Source organism: Bradyrhizobium sp. CCGB01 (assembly GCF_024199795.1).
In the GTDB taxonomy this organism is placed as follows: domain Bacteria; phylum Pseudomonadota; class Alphaproteobacteria; order Rhizobiales; family Xanthobacteraceae; genus Bradyrhizobium.
On sequence record NZ_JANADK010000001.1, the window covers coordinates 6,382,836 to 6,402,782 of the forward strand.

Here is a 19,947-nt window from a genome sequence, read left to right on the forward strand (position 1 = left end):
ACCTGTCCTTTAAAGTATGGTTAACGGCCACTTAAGGGATACGGTTAATGGGCGGTTAGCGCCCCCTCCTCCGGTTTCGCACGGGCTCTTCGGCAACAAAAAAGCGGCGGGGCCGAAGCCCCGCCGCCGGATTTTATCTCGTAATTTCAGCTGGTTATTAGCGGAGCAGCTGAAGCACGCTCTGCTGCGACGTATTGGCCAGCGACAGTGCCGAGACCGCGATCGACTGGCGGGTCGACAGCGCCTGGCTGTTCGCCGCCTCGACGTTGGTGTCGGCCAGGGTCAGGTTGGACGAGCCGGTCTGCAGCACGTTGATCAGGTTCTTGTTGAAGTCCTGACGGATCTGCACGACCGAGAGATTCGAACCGAGCGCCGAGGCTTCCGACCGCAGCGTGCTCGAGGCGGCGTTCAGGTTGGTGAGCACCCGGTTGGCCGCGGCGTTGTCGATGAAGTCGACACCGACGGTCAGCGCCGCAAGGCCCAGACCCTTGGAGTTGTAGGTCACGCCGGTGATGCTGAGGCTCGACTTGGCAGTCTCGTCGAACACCAGCTTGAGCTGGTCGCCGTTCAAGAGGTTCACACCGTTGAACGAGGAGTCCTGCGCAGTCGTGTCGATCTGGTTCAGGATGTTGTTGTACTGAGACACCAGATTGGCGCGCGCCGTCTGCGCAACTGCATCCTGGACCGGCGTCGATGCCGTCGAGAACGTCAGCGCCGTGGTCAGCGTACCGCCGATCGAGCCACCCGCCGTGGTCGAACCCAGCGTCGAGGAGGCATAGTCGTTGGACGCAGTGATCGTCAGCGTGCCGTTCGCATCGATCGTGGCGGACAGATTGTTCGCCTGGAGCTTCGAGTTGAGCTGATCGAGCGTCTTGACCGTACCGTTGGTGCCGTCGCCGAAGGTGACGTCGACCGCCGTTCCACCGTTGAAGGAGGAGAAGGTCAAGGTCTTGCCGGCGATGCCGCCCAGGCCCGAAGTCCGGGCCGCGGCGAAGGCGTTCGCATTGCCGGTGTTGCCGGCGAGTCCGAACACGTTCAGCGCGTTGCCGGTGCCGGTGATCGACAGGTCGGCGTTGATGCCGGTCGCGATCTTGAGCTGGCCGGAGGTGTTGATCGACGATTTCGACTGGCCGGTGGCGGGCGCAAACGTCGCGGTGCCGTTGGCTGCGATCGTCGCGGTCTGGACGCCGGTGGCAAGGTCGATCGCGTTCAGCACGTCGGCAACAGTGCCGGCCTGCAGATACACGGTCGAGTTGCCATCGCCGTCAGTGACGACCGCACCGCTCGCACCGTAGCCGCTGGCAACGGCCGGAGCACCGGTCGAGCCCGGTGTCGGCGCGTTCTTGAAGGTGATGACCTTGCCGTTGACGTTCAGCGTCGAACCGTCGGTGAGCGTCGCGCCGAGCGAAGTTGCGCTGGTCGCGCGGTTTACGTTGACGGTGGCATTGCCGCCGCCGACCGCCGAGGACAGACCGAGAGCCTTGAGCAGGTCGGCCCGGCCGGTGACGGCGAGGTCAGCACCCGTCGAGCTCTTCAGCGTGACGGCGCCCGCAGCAACGCTCGAGGCGGTCTGGCTGACGCTGGTGGCAATCGTCGCAGCGCCCGCCGAGATCGCGACGGTCTTCACACCGCTGGCGAGGTCGACCGCGGTCAAGAGATCGTTGACCGTCGCAGCCGGCGTCGTCGTGGTGCCGAGATAGACGGTGGTGTTGCCGTTACCGTCGGTGACGAGGTTGCCGCTGACGCCCGAGCCGGACGGAACAGCAGTGCTCGCCGGGGCAGAACCCGCGCGGAAGGTAATGGTCTTGCCGTTGACGGTCAGCGTGTCGCCATCAGCGGGCTGGGCATTGCCGACCAGGCCGGTCGCCGTTGCCGCACCGTTCGCGATCAGGGTGATCGCACCGGTCAGCGCGGTGGTGCCGTCGCCGGCCGTTGCCGCCGCACCGGTCACGGTGCCGATGGTCGCGCCGAGCGTGGTGGTGCCGCTTGCCGCATGCGTCCCGCCGGCGGTGCCGTCATAGAGCACGTTGCTGCTCGCGGTCGCGCTGGCGAAGCTCGTGGTGCCGCGCAGGTCGGCCGCGGTCGCACCGGAGATCGTGGTGGAGACGTTCGACTTGGTGGAGTAGCCGACGGTGGTCTGCAGCGCCTGGTTGGCGATCGACTTCGCGCTGTCGATCAGCTTCTGCAGCGAGGTCAGGCCGGTGTTGGCAGCCTGCAGCACCTGGACGCCGTTGGCGATACCATCGAGCAGATTGTTGATGTCGCTGGCGCGGTTGTCGAGCGACTGGGCGGTGAAGAAGTTGGTCGGATTGTCCAGGGCCGAGTTGACGCTCCTGCCCGTCGACAGACGGTTCTGGGTGGTGGCGAGGAGGTCGGCGGTGGACTGGAGAGAGAGGAGGTTCTGGCGAACCGACGCAGAGAGAACAATACCGGACATAACTCTTACCCTTCTGGTTTACGCGTCTTCGTTCGATCGCTTCGGATCGAGTGACGGGGACAGCGTGCCGCGACATGGCTAACAAAGGGTGAAACGAACCTCGCCTGCATAAGCACCGGTTCACCATAACGCGGCGAACGACGTTGGCATGGCGGGCAATCAAGCTGAAATTGCTGGCGTTTCTCCGCGCTTACGCTCCATTAACCATAACCGCTGGTTACTTTTCCGAACGACGGGTAAGCCTCCCGCTCCTCTCTCCGGACAAACAAAAACGGCGGGGCCGAAGCCCCGCCGCTCTATCTTGTTGCGATGTCGTCCGCTGATTAGCGGAGCAGCTGCAGCACGCTCTGCTGCGACTGGTTGGCCAGCGAGAGCGCGGAGACCGCGATCGACTGACGGGTCGACAGCGCCTGGCTGTTGGCCGCTTCGACGTTGGTGTCGGCCAGGGTCAGGTTCGACGAGCCGGTCTGCAGCACGTTGATCAGGTTCTTGTTGAAGTCCTGACGCACCTGCACGATCGTGAGGTTCGAACCCAGAGCCGACGCTTCCGAACGCAGCGTGCTCGACGCAGTGTTCAGGTTGGTCAGCACCTTGTTGGTGGCAGCGTTGTCGATGAAGTCGACACCGCTGGTCAGCGCGGCGAGGCCCAGACCCTTCGAGTTGTAGGTCACGCCGGTGATGCTGAGGCTCGACTTGGCAGTTTCGTCGAACACCAGCTTGAGCTGGTCGCCGTTCAGCAGGTTGACGCCGTTGAACGAAGAGTCCTGCGCAGTCGAGTCGATCTGCTGCAGGATGTTGTTGTACTGGTTGACCAGGTTGGCACGGGACGTCTGCGCAACAGTATCCTGGACGGGGCTGGAAGCCGTCGAGAACGTCAGCGCCGTGGTCAGCGTTCCGCCGATCGAGCCACCCGCGGTGCTCGAACCGATGGTCGAGGACGCGTAGTCGTTGGTGGTCGAGATCGTCAGCAGGCCATTGGCGTCGATCGTGGCGGACAGGTTGTTCGCCTGCAGCTTCGAGTTGAGCTGATCGAGCGTCTTGACCGTGCCGTTGGTGCCGTCGCCGAAGGTGACGTCGACCGCCGTTCCAGCGTTGAACGCGGAGAAGGTCAAGGTCTTGCCGGCGATGCCGCCCAGGCCCGAAGTCCGGGCCGCGTTGAACGCGGTCGAGGTGCCGGTGTTGCCGGCGAAGCCGAGTGCGTTCAGCGCATTGCCGGTGCCAGTGATCGACAGGTCGGCGTTGATGCCGGTCGAGACCTTGAGCTGACCCGAGGCGTTGACCGACGATTTGGTCTGGCCGGTGGCGGCCGCAAGCGTCGCGGTGCCGTTGGCGGCGACAGTCGCGGTCTGGACGCCGGTGGCGAGGTCGATCGCGTTCAGCACGTCGGCAACCGTGCCGGCCTGCAGATACACGGTCGAGTTGCCGCTGCCGTCGGTCACGAGCGCACCGCTCGCGCCGGAGCCGCTGGCAACGGCCGGAGCACCGGTCGAGCCCGGGGTCGGCGCGTTCTTGAAGGTGATGACCTTACCGTTGACGTTCAGCGTCGAGCCGTCGGCGATCGTCGCACCGAGCGAAGTCGCGCTGGTGGTGCGGTTGACGTTGACGGTGGCATTGCCGCCGCCGACCGCCGAGGACAGACCGAGAGCCTTGAGCAGGTCGGCCTTGCCGGTGACGGCGAGATCAGCGCCCGTCGAGCTCTTCAGCGTGACGGCGCCCGCAGCAACGCTCGAGGCGGTCTGGCTGACGCTGGTCGCGATCGTCGCAGCACCCGAGGTGATCGAGGCCGTCTTGACGCCGCTGGCCAGATCGACCGCGGTCAAGAGATCGTTGACCGTCGCGGTCGGCGTGGTCGTGGTGCCGAGATAGACGGTGGTGTTGCCGCTGCCGTCGGTGACGAGGTTACCGCTGACGCCCGAACCGGACGGAACACCCGTGCTCGCCGGGGCGGAGCCCGCGCGGAAGGTGATGGTCTTGCCGTTGACGGTGAGCGTGTCGCCGTCGGCGGGCTGGGCGTTGCCGACCAGGCCGGTCGCCGTTGCCGCACCGTTCGCGATCAGGGTGATCGCACCGGTCAGCGCGGTGGTGCCGTCGCCGGCCGTTGCCGCCGCACCGGTCACGGTGCCGATGGTGGCGCCGAGCGTCGTGGTGCCGCTTGCCGCATGCGTGCCGCCGGCGGTGCCGTCATAGAGCACGTTGCTGCTCGCGGTCGCGCTCGCATAGGACGTGGTGCCACGCAGGTCAGACGCGGTCGCACCGGAGATCGTGGTGGAGACGTTGGACTTGGTGGAGTAGCCGACGGTGGTCTGCAGCGCCTGGTTGGCGATCGACTTGGCGCTGTCGATCAGCTTCTGCAGCGAGGTGATGCCGGTGTTGGCAGCCTGCAGCACCTGGACGCCGTTGGCGATACCATCGAGCAGGTTGTTGATGTCGCTGGCGCGGTTGTCGAGCGACTGTGCGGTGAAGAAGTTGGTCGGATTGTCCAGGGCCGAGTTGACGCTCTTACCGGTCGAAAGGCGGCTCTGGGTGGTGGCGAGAAGATCAGCAGTGGACTGGAGGGAGAGGAGGTTCTGACGAACCGACGAGGAGAGAACGATACCGGACATAAGCTGTTACCCTTCTGGTACGCAACGCAACAAACTTCGATTAGGATTAATCGATGTGCGGGACGGTGAACGTTTGGGGCTAACAAAGCATGAAGCGTGTCGCGTCAGTCCTTGCCAGGATTCACCATAGCGGCGATCGGCGCCGGATCACGCCCTCGTGTATCGCCATGATAGGATGATGTTTTTTCGGGCAGCCGAGACGCGTTTGCCACTTGTCAACCATAACTCAGAGTGAGCAATTGGCTGCATTCGAATGCATCGTCTTCGTCTCGAAGGCACGACGTCTTCACACACCGCACAAATGAAAAGCGGCGGGGCCGAAGCCCCGCCGCTCTATCTTGTTGCGATGTCGTCCGCTGATTAGCGGAGCAGCTGCAGCACGCTCTGCTGCGACTGGTTGGCCAGCGAGAGCGCGGAGACCGCGATCGACTGACGGGTCGACAGTGCCTGGCTGTTGGCCGCTTCGGTATTGGTGTCGGCCAGGGTCAGGTTGGACGAACCGGTCTGCAGCACGTTGATCAGGCTCTTGTTGAAGTCCTGACGAACCTGCACCACCGAGAGGTTCGAACCGAGGCTCGACGCTTCCGAACGCAGCGTGCTCGAGGCGGCGTTCAGGTTCGACAACACCTTGTTGGTCGCGGAGTTGTCGATGAAGTCGACACCGTTCGTCAGCGCGGCGAGGCCCAGACCCTTGGAGTTGTAGGTCACGCCGGTGATGCTCAGGTTCGACTTGCCGGTTTCGTCGAACACGAGCTTGAGCTGGTCGCCGTTCAGGAGGTTCACACCGTTGAACGAGGAGTCCTGCGCAGTCGTGTCGATCTGGTTCAGGATGTTGTTGTACTGAGAGACCAGATTGGCACGCGCCGTCTGAGCGACGGTGTCGGCGACCGGAGCGGAGGCCGTCGAGAACGTCAGCGACGTCGTCAGCGTGCCGCCGATCGAGCCACCCGCGGCGCTCGAACCGATGGTCGAGGACGCGTAGTCGTTGGTGGTCGAGATCGTCAGCAAGCCGTTGGCGTCGATCGTGGCGGACAGGTTGTTCGCCTGCAGCTTGGTATTGAGCTGATCGAGCGTCTTGACCGTGCCGTTGGTGCCGTCGCCGAAGGTGACGTCGACCGCCGTTCCACCGTTGAAGGAGGAGAAGGTCAAGGTCTTGCCGCTGATGCCGCCGATGCCGGAGGTGCGAGCTGCGGTGAAGGCGGACGACGTACCGGTGTTGCCGGCGAAGCCGAGCGCGTTCAGCGCGTTGCCGGTGCCGGTGATCGACAGATCGGCGTTAACGCCGGTCGAGATCTTGAGCTGGCCGGAGGTGTTGATCGACGACTTCGACTGGCCGGAGGCAGCCGCAAACGTCGCGGTGCCGTTGGCTGCGATGGTTGCGGTCTGGACGCCGGTGGCGAGGTCGATCGCGTTCAGCACGTCGGCAACAGTGCCGGCCTGCAGATACACGGTCGAGTTGCCACTGCCGTCGGTGACGACCGCACCGCTCGCGCCGGAGCCGCTGGCAACGGCCGGAGCACCGGTCGAGCCCGGGGTCGGCGCGTTCTTGAAGGTAATGACCTTGCCGTTGACGTTCAGCGTCGAACCGTCGGTGATCGTCGCGCCGAGCGAAGTTGCGCTGGTGGTGCGGTTGACGTTGACGGTGGCATTGCCGCCGCCGACCGCCGAGGACAGACCGAGAGCCTTGAGCAGGTCGGCCCGGCCGGTGACGGCGAGGTCAGCACCCGTCGAGCTCTTCAGCGTGACGGCGCCCGCAGCAACGCTCGAGGCGGTCTGGCTGACGCTGGTCGCGATCGTCGCAGCACCCGAGGTGATCGAGGCCGTCTTGACGCCGCTGGCCAGATCGACCGCGGTCAAGAGATCGTTGACCGTCGCGGTCGGCGTGGTCGTGGTGCCGAGATAGACGGTGGTGTTGCCGCTGCCGTCGGTGACGAGGTTACCGCTGACGCCCGAACCGGACGGAACACCCGTGCTCGCCGGGGCGGAGCCCGCGCGGAAGGTGATGGTCTTGCCGTTGACGGTGAGCGTGTCGCCGTCGGCGGGCTGGGCGTTGCCGACCAGGCCGGTCGCCGTTGCCGCACCGTTCGCGATCAGGGTGATCGCACCGGTCAGCGCGGTGGTGCCGTCGCCGGCCGTTGCCGCCGCACCGGTCACGGTGCCGATGGTGGCGCCGAGCGTCGTGGTGCCGCTTGCCGCATGCGTGCCGCCGGCGGTGCCGTCATAGAGCACGTTGCTGCTCGCGGTCGCGCTCGCATAGGACGTGGTGCCACGCAGGTCAGACGCGGTCGCACCGGAGATCGTGGTGGAGACGTTGGACTTGGTGGAGTAGCCGACGGTGGTCTGCAGCGCCTGGTTGGCGATCGACTTGGCGCTGTCGATCAGCTTCTGCAGCGAGGTGATGCCGGTGTTGGCGGCCTGCAGCACCTGCACGCCGTTGGCGATGCCATCGAGCAGGTTGTTGATGTCGCTGGCGCGGTTGTCGAGCGACTGGGCGGTGAAGAAGTTGGTGGGATTGTCCAGGGCCGAGTTGACGCTCTTGCCGGTCGACAGACGGTTCTGCGTGGTGGCGAGAAGATCAGCAGTGGACTGGAGGGAGAGGAGGTTCTGACGAACCGATGCGGAGAGAACGATACCGGACATACGCTGTTACCTTTCTGGTAAACGCTACTGTGACGCGTCTGCTCGGGTCCTGATTGACCCGGCGACCAGCGGACCGTGGCTCCGAGAATCTAACGAAGCATGAAATGAAAACGGCGCTTTGTCTGAGTCGCGGCGCGATTCGGGGCACTGCGGCGCGATCGTCGCTGCACCGCCGTGGAATTTTATCGTTGAAAAGATTGAGATTTTCCGCGTGACCGCCCGAGATTCACAACTCGTTAACTAGTCTTGATGGAGTATTGCGCCCTGATCCGCCGCAACACACGCTCGGTTACGAAAGCGTTGATGGAGAACAGGCATGGCCCTCAAGGTCGAGCTCAGACCGCACGAACGCATCATCGTCGGTAACTGCGTGATAACCAACACCGACCAGCGCGCCCGCCTTCTGATCGACGGCGACAACGTGCCGATCCTGCGCGAGCGCGACATCCTCACGCCGGAGACCGCCGATACGCCGGCCAAGCTCGTCTATCTGGCGGTCCAGCTGATGTATATCTCGCCGGATCCGCAGAGCCAGCACGGCACCTACTTCAACCTGGTGCGCGACATCGTCACCGCGGTGCCGAGTGCCTGGCCGATCATCGAGAGCATCAACAACCACATCATGAGCGGCGACCTCTACCGGGCGCTGAAGGATGCCCGCAAGCTGATCGCCTATGAAGACAAGCTGCGTGAGCAGTTCGAGGCCACCCATCCCAAGGCGGACGTCAAGGAAGACGTCAGCTCGGCCGCCTGAGCGCTTCGCACATCTCAAACGAAAACGCCCCGGACCTGGTCCGGGGCGTTTTGTTTTGAGGTCTTGGATATCACTGCGTCGCGAGCGGCGGTGCCTCGACTTCGATTACGCCGTTGCCGCTCCGCCGCGCGCCGAACTCGAGCACCGCAGCCACGAGCGCGTCGATATCAGTCTCATCGGTACGGTGATTGACGATGGCTGCGCGGATCGCGAACTTGCCGTCCAGCGTCGTGCTCGACGGCGCCGCGATGCCGGACTCCTGGACATCGGCCACGATTTCGCGATTGACCGCATCATCAGCACGGTGGCGGAAGCAGACGATATTGAGATTGACCGGCGCCAGTAATTCCAGCCGCGGCTCGGCCAGCACGCGCGCCTCCAGATATTTGGCGAGCGCGCAGCTTCGCGCGATCACCGCGCCCAGCCGGTCGGTGCCAAACGTCTTCAGCGTAAACCAGGTCTTCAGCGCGCGGAAGCCGCGCGACAGATCGGGACCGAGATCGCACGGCCAGACCGCGCCGGCCGCAAGTCCCCTCGCCTCGCGGCTCAGATAAGCTGCCGGCTGCGCAAAGGCCTGCCGGTGCTGCTCGCCGTCACGCACCAGCAGGAAGCCGGCGTCGTAGGGCACCTGTCCCCATTTGTGGAAGTCGAGCGCGATGGAATCGGCAAGCTCGATGCCGCCGAGCATTGGCGCGAGCTCGGGCGAGAGGATCGCGAGCGCACCGAAGGCGCCGTCGACGTGAAACCAGATTCCCTCCTCGCGGCACAGCTGCGCGATCGCCTTGAGATCGTCGATCGCGCCGATATCGACCGTGCCGGCAGATGCCACCACCAGGAACGGCTTGAAGCCGACCTCGCGATCGATCGCGATTTGCGCGCGCAGCGCCGCAACGTCGATGCGATGATCGGCATCGACACCGATCTTGCGCAGCGCATCGGTGCCGAGCCCGGCAATGTCCATCGCCCGCGAGACGCAGCCATGCGCGGCCTTCGACGTGTAGGCCGTCAGCAGCGCGCCGTCATTGCCGATGCCGTGCTGCCGCGCCAGCGTGCCGAGCGCAGCGGTGCGCGCCACCAGCACGGCCATCAGGTTGGCCATCGACGTTCCCGTGACGAAGATCCCGCTTGCACTCGCAGGGAAAGCGAACAGGTCGCGCATCCATGCAACGATCTGGCGCTCGACCTCGATCGGCATGTGATCGCGTCCGCCGAGATTGGCATTGAGACCCGCCGCGAGCATTTCCGCGAGCATGCCAACCGCGGTGCCGCCGCCATGCACCCAGCCCATGAAGCCGGGATGAACATTGCCGGTCGCATAGGGCGCGACATGTTCTGCGAACTCGCGATAGACATCGGCAAGATCGCTCGCCTCGCGCGGCACGTCGGCTTTCATTGTCGAACGGGCACTGTCGGGGATCGGCTGCCACACCGGACGCGCACGAACGTTGGCGATGCTGTCGATCGACTCGTCCAGCATGCGATGGGCAAGCGCGCGAAACTCGCTCCAGTCCTGCGGATCGAGCGAGGTCTGCGTGACGGAGCTTTGCGTGTTGCGGATGATCTCGTTCATGCTGCACTCCCCTCGCCCGCTCTTGCGTGCCGCGACAGCATCGCGGTGAACGCGGCAAAGATCTTGCGCATCTGCGGCGGCTTGTAGGGAAACACGGCAGGCGGATCCATGTTGTGGACGACGGCGGTGTTGTCGGCCTCGAACACCAGCAGTTCGCCGTCCCGGTTCTCGGCGCAGTCGACGATGAAATAGTCGAGGCCGACGCGCTTGCTCATCTCGTCGAGCGCGTTGCGATGACGCGCGGCGAAAGCGTTGTCGAAGTCGACCATGAAGGTGGCTTCTTCAGCCCGCTTCTCTTCGCTGAACGCCATATAGGCGTTGAGGTACCAGATGTCCCAGCGATCGGCGATCGCCATATGGCAGGCGTAAGGCTTGCCGTCGACCATGGTGAGACGATATTTGCGGTAAAGTCCGTCGGGGTTCGCATAGTCGACGAAGCGCGCGACGAAGAAGTCCTGCTCTTGCCGCTCGGCGAGATAGGCTTCGAGCGCAGGCGCATCGTCGATCTTCGCAAGCCCGACGCCGGCATGCGTGCCGCGCGGCCGCACGATCATCGGAAAACGCAATTCGCCCGTGATGTCGGCGCAGGCCATCCGCCCCTGCACGAGATCCGACAATTGCGTCCGCGTCGCGTGGGCAGTCACGGGAATGTCGAGACCGGGAATGTCTGCCAGCAACCGATACAGCTTGTCGCGATCGAGATTGCCGATCAACTCGGGGCGATTGAGCAGCGGCCGCGGCCAGTTCGGCGCGGCCCGCTCGATCAGCGCAAGCGCTTCGCGGCACTCCTCGGAATCGGAGGCGACCACGATGGCAACGTCGTGATCGGGCAGCGTTTCCGGCAGGCCCGTCCGCTTGGTCACATAGAGTGTCAGGAGCTCGATGTCGGAGCCTTCGAGCAGGAACTCGATCGGGGTATTGCCGCCCATGTCGATATCGGCCGCGAGCGCGAGTACGCGCAGGCGGGGTTTCGGGAGCGCGCAAGGCGTACGAAACAATTGGTGAAAGGACAGCACCTCGGTCTGGATCACGAGCCCAGCCTCCTTCTCGCCGAGGAGCTGGGCAATCAGCGACAGATCGAGACCCTCGCCGGCCTCCGCCGTCCCCTCCGCGATCCGCGCCAGGAGGCGCTCGCGCAACGGATGGAGATCGCCGCCCTCGAAGGCCCGGCGCGTTAATTGGGCAAAGCCGATGCGGTCGGAATAGTTCGGCGTGGAAACAGGATGCAGCATCTTAGACCTCGAGCACAAACTTCCCCGGCGCAGCCGCGCCGCGGTCAAGCAGCAGCTCGATTTTCACCACGACATGGGCGATGCGATCGAGGATGTGCTGCACATTGCGTTGGGCCTGCGCCATATCCGGCGACCAGGCCTCGGTCACGAGCCGGGCGCCGACGCAGAGCCGCAGCACGGCCTGCGGCGCCTCGTTCGGCCGCTCCAGCCGGACCGGCTGGCCGATCAGGCAGCGCTGCGCGGCGACCTGCCGGTCCGCCGCGCTGCCGCCGATCTCCTCGTTCATGTCACGTGCCAACGCCCTATGAACGGCGCCGGTCTCTGCGATCGAGACCGGCTTGCCATGGCGCAGCAGCGTGAACGGAAAGATGGTTCGTTGCGCGAACTCCTCGTCGTCGGCCGCGCTCTCCTCGATTGCCCCCGGAACGGCGCGAAGCGACGGCGACAGCGCGATCATGCTGGCGATACCGGCGGAAAGCTCGGCAAGCACCTTGCTGCGGAAAGCCCCGGGCACGGCATAGTAGGTGCCGATCTCCGCGAGCGCCGCCTCCCAGCGCAGCCATTGTCCGAAATTCGGCCGGCGCTCGAAGCGCGAGCGCAGCGCGGTCCAGGCCATCGGCCAATCGCAGCGGCCGGCATAGTCGAACAAGCCCGGCGCGATCCCCTCGATCCGGTCGAGCGACCGCGACAGCCCTTTCGGCACCAGCAGCGCGCCGCTGAAGGCGGGGCCGCCGAAGAATTTCGAGCCGGTCATCAGCACCATGTAGCCGCGGTCGAGATAGGAACGCAGCCGGCGACGGCCGAGCCGCGCCTGACAGGCATCGACGACGACCTGAACCTTGCGCGGCCAGCGCCGCGCGATCTCATCGAGGCAGGCAGCACTCGGCGCGCGCCAGCCGAGTTTTGACGAATCCATGATGTGCAACAGAACGCGTCGGCCTTGCGCGAGGCTGTCCTCGACTGCGCGCATGACCGCGGCATCCGCATCGGCGCGCAGCGCGATGCCGGACGCGGCATCGAGCAGCGGCACCGCGATGCTGTCGCCGGCAAGGCCCGTGACCGCGCCGTCCTTACGGACCGTAAAGCCGCTCGCCGTCATCGAGCTGAAATGGTGTCCGCGCGCGGTATGGACTGTCCCGCTTCCGGTCTGGTCGGCGCCGACCACGATCGTCACCGGCGAGGCGCCGAGCACCGCGCGCGCCAGGAACAGGGCGTGGAGCTGGGAGTCCGTGCCCGAAGGCGAGAACACGACGTCGACGCGCGGCGAGAGCTGGAGATGGCTGCGCAACTCCTCGCGCATGGCCTCGCAGCGCGCATCGAAGGCGATCTCGACCTCGTCGAACAGGCATTTGTGCACCAGTTCCTCGCGCGCCAGCGCGGCGCGGTCATAGGCCAATTGCGAGATCGTGGACGCGGTCGAGGAGCCGAAGTTCCAGATTTCCGGCTCCGGCGAAGCCGCACAGCCATAGGCGTTGACGCGATCCCTGGCGTCGAGCGCCAGCCGCGGATCTCCGCCGGAGACGAGCAGCGTGTCCAGTGGCGTGAAGAGATCGCGCAGGCGGTAGCGCGAGCCGCCTTCAGACATGCGCTCGGGGTCTGACAGTCGGGATGCGCCGGCGCTCATCCCGGCAAGCTCACGCCGCATCGGCCGCCGCCGGGGGCGCGGCGGCGAATTGCGAGGCGATGTCGCCGTGGAACACCGACGGCCCGACGTGATCCAGCGAACTCTGGATATCGGCCCAGATCTCGCCGCCGATATCGGTCCAGCGCTTGCAGAAGGCGAAATCCTCGGAGAGATAGGTGCCGGTCGCGGGATCGATCATGCATTCGAACAGCGCGAAGCGGTTCTGGCTGGCCGCCAGCGTGTCGTGCGAATGCTCGCGGAAGAACTGCAGATTGGCATAGTCCGGGTGACGGCACATCGCCTCCAGCACGTGGCGACGGATCATCAGGAAACCGGTGCCGGCGTAGCGCACGCGGGTAAAGCCGTTGACCACCACGATGCGGTCGGGGTCCTCGATCTCGAGCACGTAGTCGAGCGAGGCCGCCGGGACGTCGGCACGGCCGGTCTCAATGGCCCGCTTCGCCTTGTCCCAATTGACCCGCTTGATCGGATAGCAGCCCGCAACGACGTCCGCGCCGCACTCGATCAGGCGGAACACCTGCTCGGGCTTGAAGCCGATGTCGGCATCGATGAACAGGAAGTGGGTCGCCTTTGGGTCGTCCAGGAACATCGCGGCCAGATTGGCCCGCGCGCGCGTGATCAGCGCGTCCCCGTCGCGAAGGAGCACCTTGAGCTCGAGATTGGACATGCCGTGCACGGCGCGCTGGAGCGCGAAGATCGAGCTCGCATAGATGCTCGAGACCTGCCCGCCGAAGCACGGCGTGGCCACCACCAGCTGCATCTTGTCCGACATTGACGGCCCCCGCCCCCGCTTAAATCCTCACCAAGAGGTAAAGAGGCATGGTTAACGGCGCCTTAATGCTCCCCCTTACAGGAACTTGACGAGCGAGAGCTGCGCGAGGTTCGAGGTAGTCTGGTAGGACGCCTGAAGCGCGTTCTGGAGTGCGAGGATCTCGCTGGCGACCTGGTCCGGCGAGGCCGACTCGGCCTGGTCGATGATGGACTGGAGCTGCGCCTTGGCCTGGGTCTGGCGCGTGCTTGCGCCCTTCATCGTGTTCTGAGCCATCGCGAGGTCGGTCTGGATATCCTCGATGCGCTGCTCGCCCGGCTGCTTGGTCAGCGCCTGGGTCGTGCGCAGGCTCAGCGCGGCGACCTGCCCGCCCGCATACTGTCCGGTCGGCGAGGTCGAGAACGTCCCGAACACCGCGATCGCCTGCAACTGCTGGCGGATCGCGTCCTCGTCGGCCTGCGCGCCATATTGCACCGTGACCGAATCGTCGACCCGCGCCACTGCAGTCGAGCGCGCCGAGCCGGGCCCGTCATTGCCGGTGTACCATTTCACGGTAGTGGCCGAGCCGTTGACCAGGGTCGTCGCCGAACTCGCCGGCGAAGAGCCGACGCGCAGCGGCGGCTGCGTGGCGGTGACCGGCGTCGAGCCGAAACCGAGCGCGCCGAGTGCGCCCGTGTTCGAGGTCGTGATGTTGAGGCTCGCCGCATCGTCCGTGTTGATCGTGATCGAACCGCCATGCACGGTCGAAGGCTTCGACGTTCCCGTGATCTGGTCGATCTTGCTCATCAGCGTCTGGATGCTGTCGCCGACGTTGAGCTGGTTGCCGGTCGCGCCCGAACTGACGAAGGTCAGCGTGGTGCCGTTGACGGTGATGGTGTCACCGGCGGCGAAGCCCGGCGAGATCGAATCCGAGGGGTTCGTGCCGGACAGCGCCGTCGCGCCGGTCACGGGCACAGGCGGCGCCGCCTGGTTGCTGACGGGGGTGCCGATCGCAGAGCTTGCGGTGTTGAAGAAATTGTCGCCGGCCGTGACCGCGGAAGCCGCCACCAGCGAGGTGTTGGCGAGCTTCGTGATCGCGGTGTTCAGCGCGGTGTTGAGATTGGTCTGGGTGTTGGCCGGGTTGACCGGGACGCTCGCATCGATCGCAAAGCTCCCGACCGGCGTCGGCGTCGCCGTCGACGCGGTCAGGTCGATCTGCTCGGTCGAACCGTCCGGCAGCGTGAACTGGACGCTGAGCTTGTCGCCATTGTTCGGATTGGTGCCGTTGAGATTCACCGAGAATGACACCGGCGAGCCGCTCGGGCCGGTGACCGTCGCGCCGGTCAGCGTCGAGGAGACCGCCGCGATCTTGAGCCCGAATGGCGATCCGGCAACGTCCTCGGACACCTGCACCGCGCCCGACGGCAATGACGTCTGCACCAGACGCCCCATGCCGTTGGCGCCGAGATCGGCGGCCTGGCGCTCCGCCATGACGGTCTTGAAGCCCGCCTGCGTGGTCGTCCCGTTGATGATGTCGCCGGCATTGGCGACCGACTGCGTGTTGAACGCCGTCCCCGAGAACAGATAGCGGTTGCCCGACTGCGTGTTGAGGACACCGACCATCGAGCCGAACTGTGCGGCGGCGGTGTTCTGCGCGACGGTCTGGCCGTTGACGTTGAGATCCTGCGCAGTGCTTGCGGAGCCGGTCTGCACCGTGTTGCGGATCGTCGTGAGCGACTGGAGCGCGGTGTTGGCGAGGTTGATGCTGACGTTCACGTTCGTGATCGTGTCGGTATAGGCGGCGATGTTGGAGAGTTGCGCGCGCCCGGCGATCGCGAAGCCCTCGTTGGCGCCCATCCCGGAATAGTTCTGCGACAGCTTCCCGGTCGAGAGCTGCGTCGACAGGTCGGTGAGCTGCTGGTTGATGTTGCGGATCTGCGCGCCGAGAATCGACGAAGAATAGTTGATGCTGCTGATCGACATGTTTCAGAGCCCTGTACTGGTTACACTTGAGCCTGGATCAACGTGTTCATCATGCTCTGCACCACCGACATGACGTGGGCGTTGGCGGCGTAGGCATTCTGAAGCTGGATCAGGTTCGACATCTCCGAGTCCAGATTGACGCTGGAGGTCGAGTTGAACTTGGCCTGAAGCGTCGAGACCACCACACTCTGGCCCTGCTGAAGCTGGGTCGCCTGCGTCGCGGCATTGCTCTGGACGCTCAGGAACTGCTGGAGGTAGTTCGAGACGCTCCCGGTGAAGGGCTGGCTGGCGGAGCCGAGGCCGCTCTGCGGCGTATAGGAGAACACCGCCGTGGTGAGCTGCGAGTAGAGAAAGTCCGAACGCGTGGTGTCGCCCGCGGGCGTCACCGGCGAGGTGTTGTAGACCGACATCCTGGTCGGATCGCTGGCCAGCTGCGTATTCACCGCGATGCGCCCGGCAAGGCCCGTCATCTGCGAGCCCGATGCCGTGATCGCGCCGGTGTAGAGCGCCTGCCCGCCGTCGGTGAACAGCGGCAGCTGCGGATTGCCCGAGGTCAGCGACGAGATCGTCTTGGTGCTCGATGACGAATTGACCTTGGCAAGGCCGGAGTTGTCGTCGGTGACGCGCAGCGTCGTCGCCGTCGCCGGCGACGGGGCGGCGGAGAACGACAGGTGCGCGCCTGACAGCGCGGTGTTGAGCGCCGACGCGATCGCGCCCATGCCCCCGGAGAAGTTCACGCCGATCTTCATCGGGTTGGCGTTGGTGGCGTTCTGCAGCGGCAGCGCGGCCGGATCCGTCACGTTGACGAGCGTGATCTGGCGCTGGGTGTTGGTGGCCGTGTCGGTGTAGGTGATGTTGACCGTGTTGCCCGGTTGCGCACCGGCAAGGTCGATGTCGAAACCGGCCGGCGGGCCGGAGACCGTGCTGCCGGCCGTGGTCTTGTCCGAGAGCGCGCTCGACATCGCGGCGGCGAGCTGGTCGATCTGGGTCTGCGCCTGCACCAGCGTCTGGTCGCGCAGCTTCAAATCGGCCGCGATCTGGCCGGAAGAAACGACGTTGTTGGCGACGACATCGACCTTCGAGCCGTTCGGCAGAATGATGTTGAACGCGCCGACACCGGACTTGGCCGGATCGACATTGTACTGCGAGGTCGCCGACAGCGCGCCGGCCGACGAGAAGGAGAACTGCGAGGCAAGGCCGGCGCCGACCAGCTGGATGCCGGTGGTGGTGTAGATGTTGGCCTGGTTCGAACCGTCGGTGGTGACACGGACGTCGACATATTTCGACAGCGTGTTGATGGCCTGGTCGCGCTGGTCCATCAGCGTCGCGGCCGAGGGGTCGTTGGCCGACAGTCCCTGAAGTTTGGTGTTGATGTCGGCGACCTGCTTCATCGCCGCGTTGGCCGCTTGCGCCGAGGTGCCGAGATCCTGCTCGACGTTGGAGCGCAACGACTGGATGCCCTTGGTGGTGACGTTGAGCTGCTGCGCCAGCGCCTGCGCCGCACCGAGGGCGACCGTCTGCGCCGACGACGAGCCTGCGCTGGTCGACAGTGCCTGGAGCGCGGAGGTGAAATTGTTCAGCGCGGTTTCGAGCGTGCCGTCGTTGCCGGGCGTGCCATAGACATTCTGAAGCTGCTTCAGGATGTTGGCCATCTGGTCGGCGTAGCCGCTGCCGCCGGTCTCGGTGCGCAGCTGGTTCAGCACATAGGTGTCGAGCTCCCGGCTGACGCCGGTCGTCATCGCGGTCGAGCCGAAGTCGCCGGTGGTAACCTCGATCTGGTTCGCCGTCTGGACGACGTAACCCGGCGTCTGCGAATTCGCGACGTTCGAGGAGACGATCGAGAGCGCGGCCTGGTTGGCACGCAGACCGCTCATCGCACTGGCAAGGGCTGAACTCAAACCCATGTGTACTTACCCGCCTTTGGTTACGTCACGCGCCGATCAGCGCAACACGTTCAGGAGGTCCTGCACCATCGAATTCGCCGTCGTGATCACCTTGGTGTTGGCCGAATAGGCCTGCTGGGTCACGATCAGCTTGGTGAACTCGTCGGCGATGTCGGTGTTCGAGCCTTCCAGCGACGAGCCACTGATGCTGCCGGAAGCGCCGTCGATCGCAGTGCCCGACTGTTCGGTCGCGGCGTAGGCACCGCCGTCCATCGCCTTCAAATAGTTGGTCCCGTTGAAGTGCGACAGCGTCACCTGGGCGAGGTTGAGATTCTGGCCATTGGAGAAGGTGCCGACCACGAGGCCGCTGTTGTTGACGGACACCGAGCGGAGCTGACCGGCAGCGTAGCCATTCTGCGTGATGGTGTTGATGGTCACCGCGCCGCTGGTGCTGGCATATTGCGTCAGCCCGCCCGAGGAGATGTTGAAGGCGACCGAGCCGAGCGACTGGCCGCTGACGCTGACATTGTTGATCGTGATGCCCGAGCCGCTCGGCGAGGTCAGCGAGCCGTCGGCCGCGAAAGTGAAGGCCTGGCCGGTATTGACCCAGCCGACCGTCGTGCCCGTCGCATTCGGATCGGTCTGGTAGAACAGGTTCCAGGTGTCGGAATGGCCGGTACCCAGCGAGGCGCTGTCGGTCTTGGCCCAACGCAGCTGCAGGTTCACCGGCGTGCCCGCGGCGTTGTAGGCGGTGACCGCGCCGCCGCTGATCGATTCCTTGGTGAACGTGGCGATGTCGTTGCCGATCACGCCGCCGGTGCCGGCAGTGCCGCCACCGCCGCGGTCCTTGGAGATGGACGACGTGAAGCCGAGCGCCGCGAAGGCGCTGCTGTTGTTGCTGGTCACCGTCAAGGTGGGATTGGCGATGCCGGTATTCAGGCTGATCACGCCGTTGCTGATCGAAGAACCGCTCGCGCCGCTGAGTTGGTCGATCTGGTTGAGCAGAGTCGCGATGGAGTCGGTGATGTTGATCTGGTTCGGAGGGGTCGCACCGGAGGCCACGAAGGTTATCGTATTTGCGGGCCCCGTGCCGTTGACCTGGATCGTGTTGCCGACCACGAAGGGCGTCGAGAGGACTTCCGGCCCGCCAGGCGTCGCGGTGCCGCCGAGCTGCGTACCACTCGTAATCGCGGGGGTGGACAGCACGTTACCGCCGCGCGTCACGCTGCTGATGCCGAGGAAGCTTGCCGCAGTGCCGCCGATCGTCACGTCGGCTGTGGTGCTGGTTGTGATCTGGATGTTACCGCTGGCGGTCAGAGTCACGCTGGAGGCGGGAACGCCGGCTCCAGACGCGATCGCGTTGAGGACGTCCGACATCTTTGCGCTGGTAGGCGACTGCAGACCAATCGTGGTGACCACCGGAGGGCCCGCAGCCGTCGAAACGCCCGAGACGGTATTGTCGAAGTTGATTGTTTGGCCGTTGACCGTCAACGACTTGCCGGCGAGGTTGGTGAGCAGGCTGGTATTGAGATGCGGGGACACGGCGGCATCGAGAGACGTGCTGCCAGTCGCCACCGCCGAAGCGCTGTCCATCAGCGCCACCGAACCAGTCGCGGTCGTTGCCGTATAGGCCGAGCGCAGATTGCCGGTGGCCGCTGCGCCGGAGATCGTCGCATTCGTATAGGGCGGCGGCGGCGTGCCGACGATCAGCGGGTTGGCGGCGAAATCGGACGGGTTCAGGCCGCCGGCCGCCAGCAGCGAGCCGCTCACCGCAGTCGAGCTCGCCGCCGTGTTCGGCTGGGACGGCAGGTTCGCGGCGTACTGGATCGAGGTGGTCGCCTGTGCCGGGATGAAGTTGTTCTGGAATTTCAGGACGGTGGAGACGTTGCCGGTCGGGTTGCCGGTCTTGGGGTCGACCGTGGTGCCCATCAGATAATAGCCGGCGCCGTTGACCAGATTGCCGTTGGCATTGAGCTGGAAGTCGCCGCGGCGGGTGTAGTAGGTGACGCCGCTGAACACCGGAACGTTGTCGACGACGCCCGTCGCCTTCTGGATCGAGAAGAAGCCGTCGCCGGTGATCGCCATGTTGGTGGCGACGGTGGAGCCCGAGATCGTGCCCTGCGTCGTGATCGTGGCCTTGGCGTTGGCCGTCACGCCGCCGGCGACCTGCTTGCTCGGCACCGAGGAGTCGGGAATGAGATCGACGAAGCTGGTGCCGATGCCCTTGTAACCGGTGGTGGATGAGTTCGCGATGTTGCCGGAAATGTTCTGCAGCGCGTAGGACTGCGCCTGCAGGCCACCCACCGAGGTGTTCATTGCATCGAAGATACCCATAACTTTGTCTCCAGATCCGATCTCGGCGGCGCCAACGCATGGCCGCAGTCGGGGAGACAGTCGCAAGGGCTATGCCAATGCCGGTATTCTCACGAAATCAATGACTTAATGAAAAAGC

Annotated in this window: 11 protein-coding genes; 1 reads left to right on the top strand and 10 read right to left on the bottom strand. The window is 65.0% G+C overall.

Going from position 1 to position 19,947, the window contains the following annotated elements:
• Positions 1-157 precede the first annotated feature (157 nt).
• The 3 genes from NLM25_RS29915 to NLM25_RS29925 form a co-directional block, all read right to left on the bottom strand.
• Positions 158-2,437: a DUF1522 domain-containing protein gene (locus tag NLM25_RS29915; protein ID WP_254139371.1), complete on the bottom strand. Its 2,280-nt coding sequence runs from the start codon at positions 2,435-2,437 to the stop codon at positions 158-160.
• Positions 2,438-2,760: 323 nt separating this feature from the next.
• Positions 2,761-5,040, bottom strand: a complete 2,280-nt coding sequence (locus NLM25_RS29920) for a DUF1522 domain-containing protein (protein ID WP_254139372.1) — start codon at positions 5,038-5,040, stop codon at positions 2,761-2,763.
• A 360-nt stretch (positions 5,041-5,400) separates the two neighbouring features.
• Positions 5,401-7,680 carry a DUF1522 domain-containing protein gene (locus NLM25_RS29925; protein ID WP_254139373.1) on the bottom strand — a complete coding sequence of 760 codons (2,280 nt, stop codon included), beginning with the start codon at positions 7,678-7,680 and terminating at the stop codon, positions 5,401-5,403.
• 316 nt (positions 7,681-7,996) lie between these two features.
• Here NLM25_RS29925 and flbT point away from each other — a divergent pair, with 316 nt between their 5' ends.
• Entirely contained in the window at positions 7,997-8,434 is a 438-nt protein-coding gene (gene flbT / locus NLM25_RS29930; RefSeq protein ID WP_254121290.1) for a flagellar biosynthesis repressor FlbT, read from the top strand.
• Between the two features lie 70 nt (positions 8,435-8,504).
• On the opposite strand, the gene NLM25_RS29935 is transcribed toward flbT, so the two are convergent.
• The 7 genes from NLM25_RS29935 to NLM25_RS29965 form a co-directional block, all read right to left on the bottom strand.
• The gene (locus NLM25_RS29935; protein ID WP_254139374.1) at positions 8,505-10,004 is read right to left on the bottom strand and encodes an aspartate aminotransferase family protein; all 1,500 of its coding nucleotides are present in this window, start codon (positions 10,002-10,004) and stop codon (positions 8,505-8,507) included.
• Positions 10,001-11,236 carry a RimK family alpha-L-glutamate ligase gene (locus tag NLM25_RS29940; protein WP_254139375.1) on the bottom strand — a complete coding sequence of 412 codons (1,236 nt, stop codon included), beginning with the start codon at positions 11,234-11,236 and terminating at the stop codon, positions 10,001-10,003. The genes NLM25_RS29935 and NLM25_RS29940 overlap by 4 nt, the downstream gene beginning before the upstream one ends.
• A gap of 1 nt (position 11,237) precedes the next feature.
• On the bottom strand, positions 11,238-12,881 hold the full coding sequence (locus tag NLM25_RS29945) for a hypothetical protein (protein ID WP_254139376.1): 1,644 nt from the start codon (positions 12,879-12,881) through the stop codon (positions 11,238-11,240).
• Positions 12,871-13,653 (bottom strand): hypothetical protein, encoded by a 783-nt coding sequence (locus NLM25_RS29950; protein WP_254139377.1) that lies wholly within the window; start codon positions 13,651-13,653, stop codon positions 12,871-12,873. Before NLM25_RS29950 ends, NLM25_RS29945 begins: the two co-directional genes overlap by 11 nt.
• 75 nt (positions 13,654-13,728) lie before the next feature.
• Complete coding sequence (locus NLM25_RS29955; protein ID WP_254139378.1) at positions 13,729-15,612, bottom strand: flagellar protein; 1,884 nt, start codon at positions 15,610-15,612, stop codon at positions 13,729-13,731.
• Positions 15,613-15,632: 20 nt separating this feature from the next.
• Positions 15,633-17,516, bottom strand: a complete 1,884-nt coding sequence (flgK, locus tag NLM25_RS29960) for a flagellar hook-associated protein FlgK (RefSeq protein WP_254139379.1) — start codon at positions 17,514-17,516, stop codon at positions 15,633-15,635.
• A 36-nt stretch (positions 17,517-17,552) separates the two neighbouring features.
• Complete coding sequence (locus NLM25_RS29965) at positions 17,553-19,829, bottom strand: flagellar hook-basal body complex protein (RefSeq protein ID WP_254139380.1); 2,277 nt, start codon at positions 19,827-19,829, stop codon at positions 17,553-17,555.
• Between the last annotated feature and the right edge of the window lie 118 nt (positions 19,830-19,947).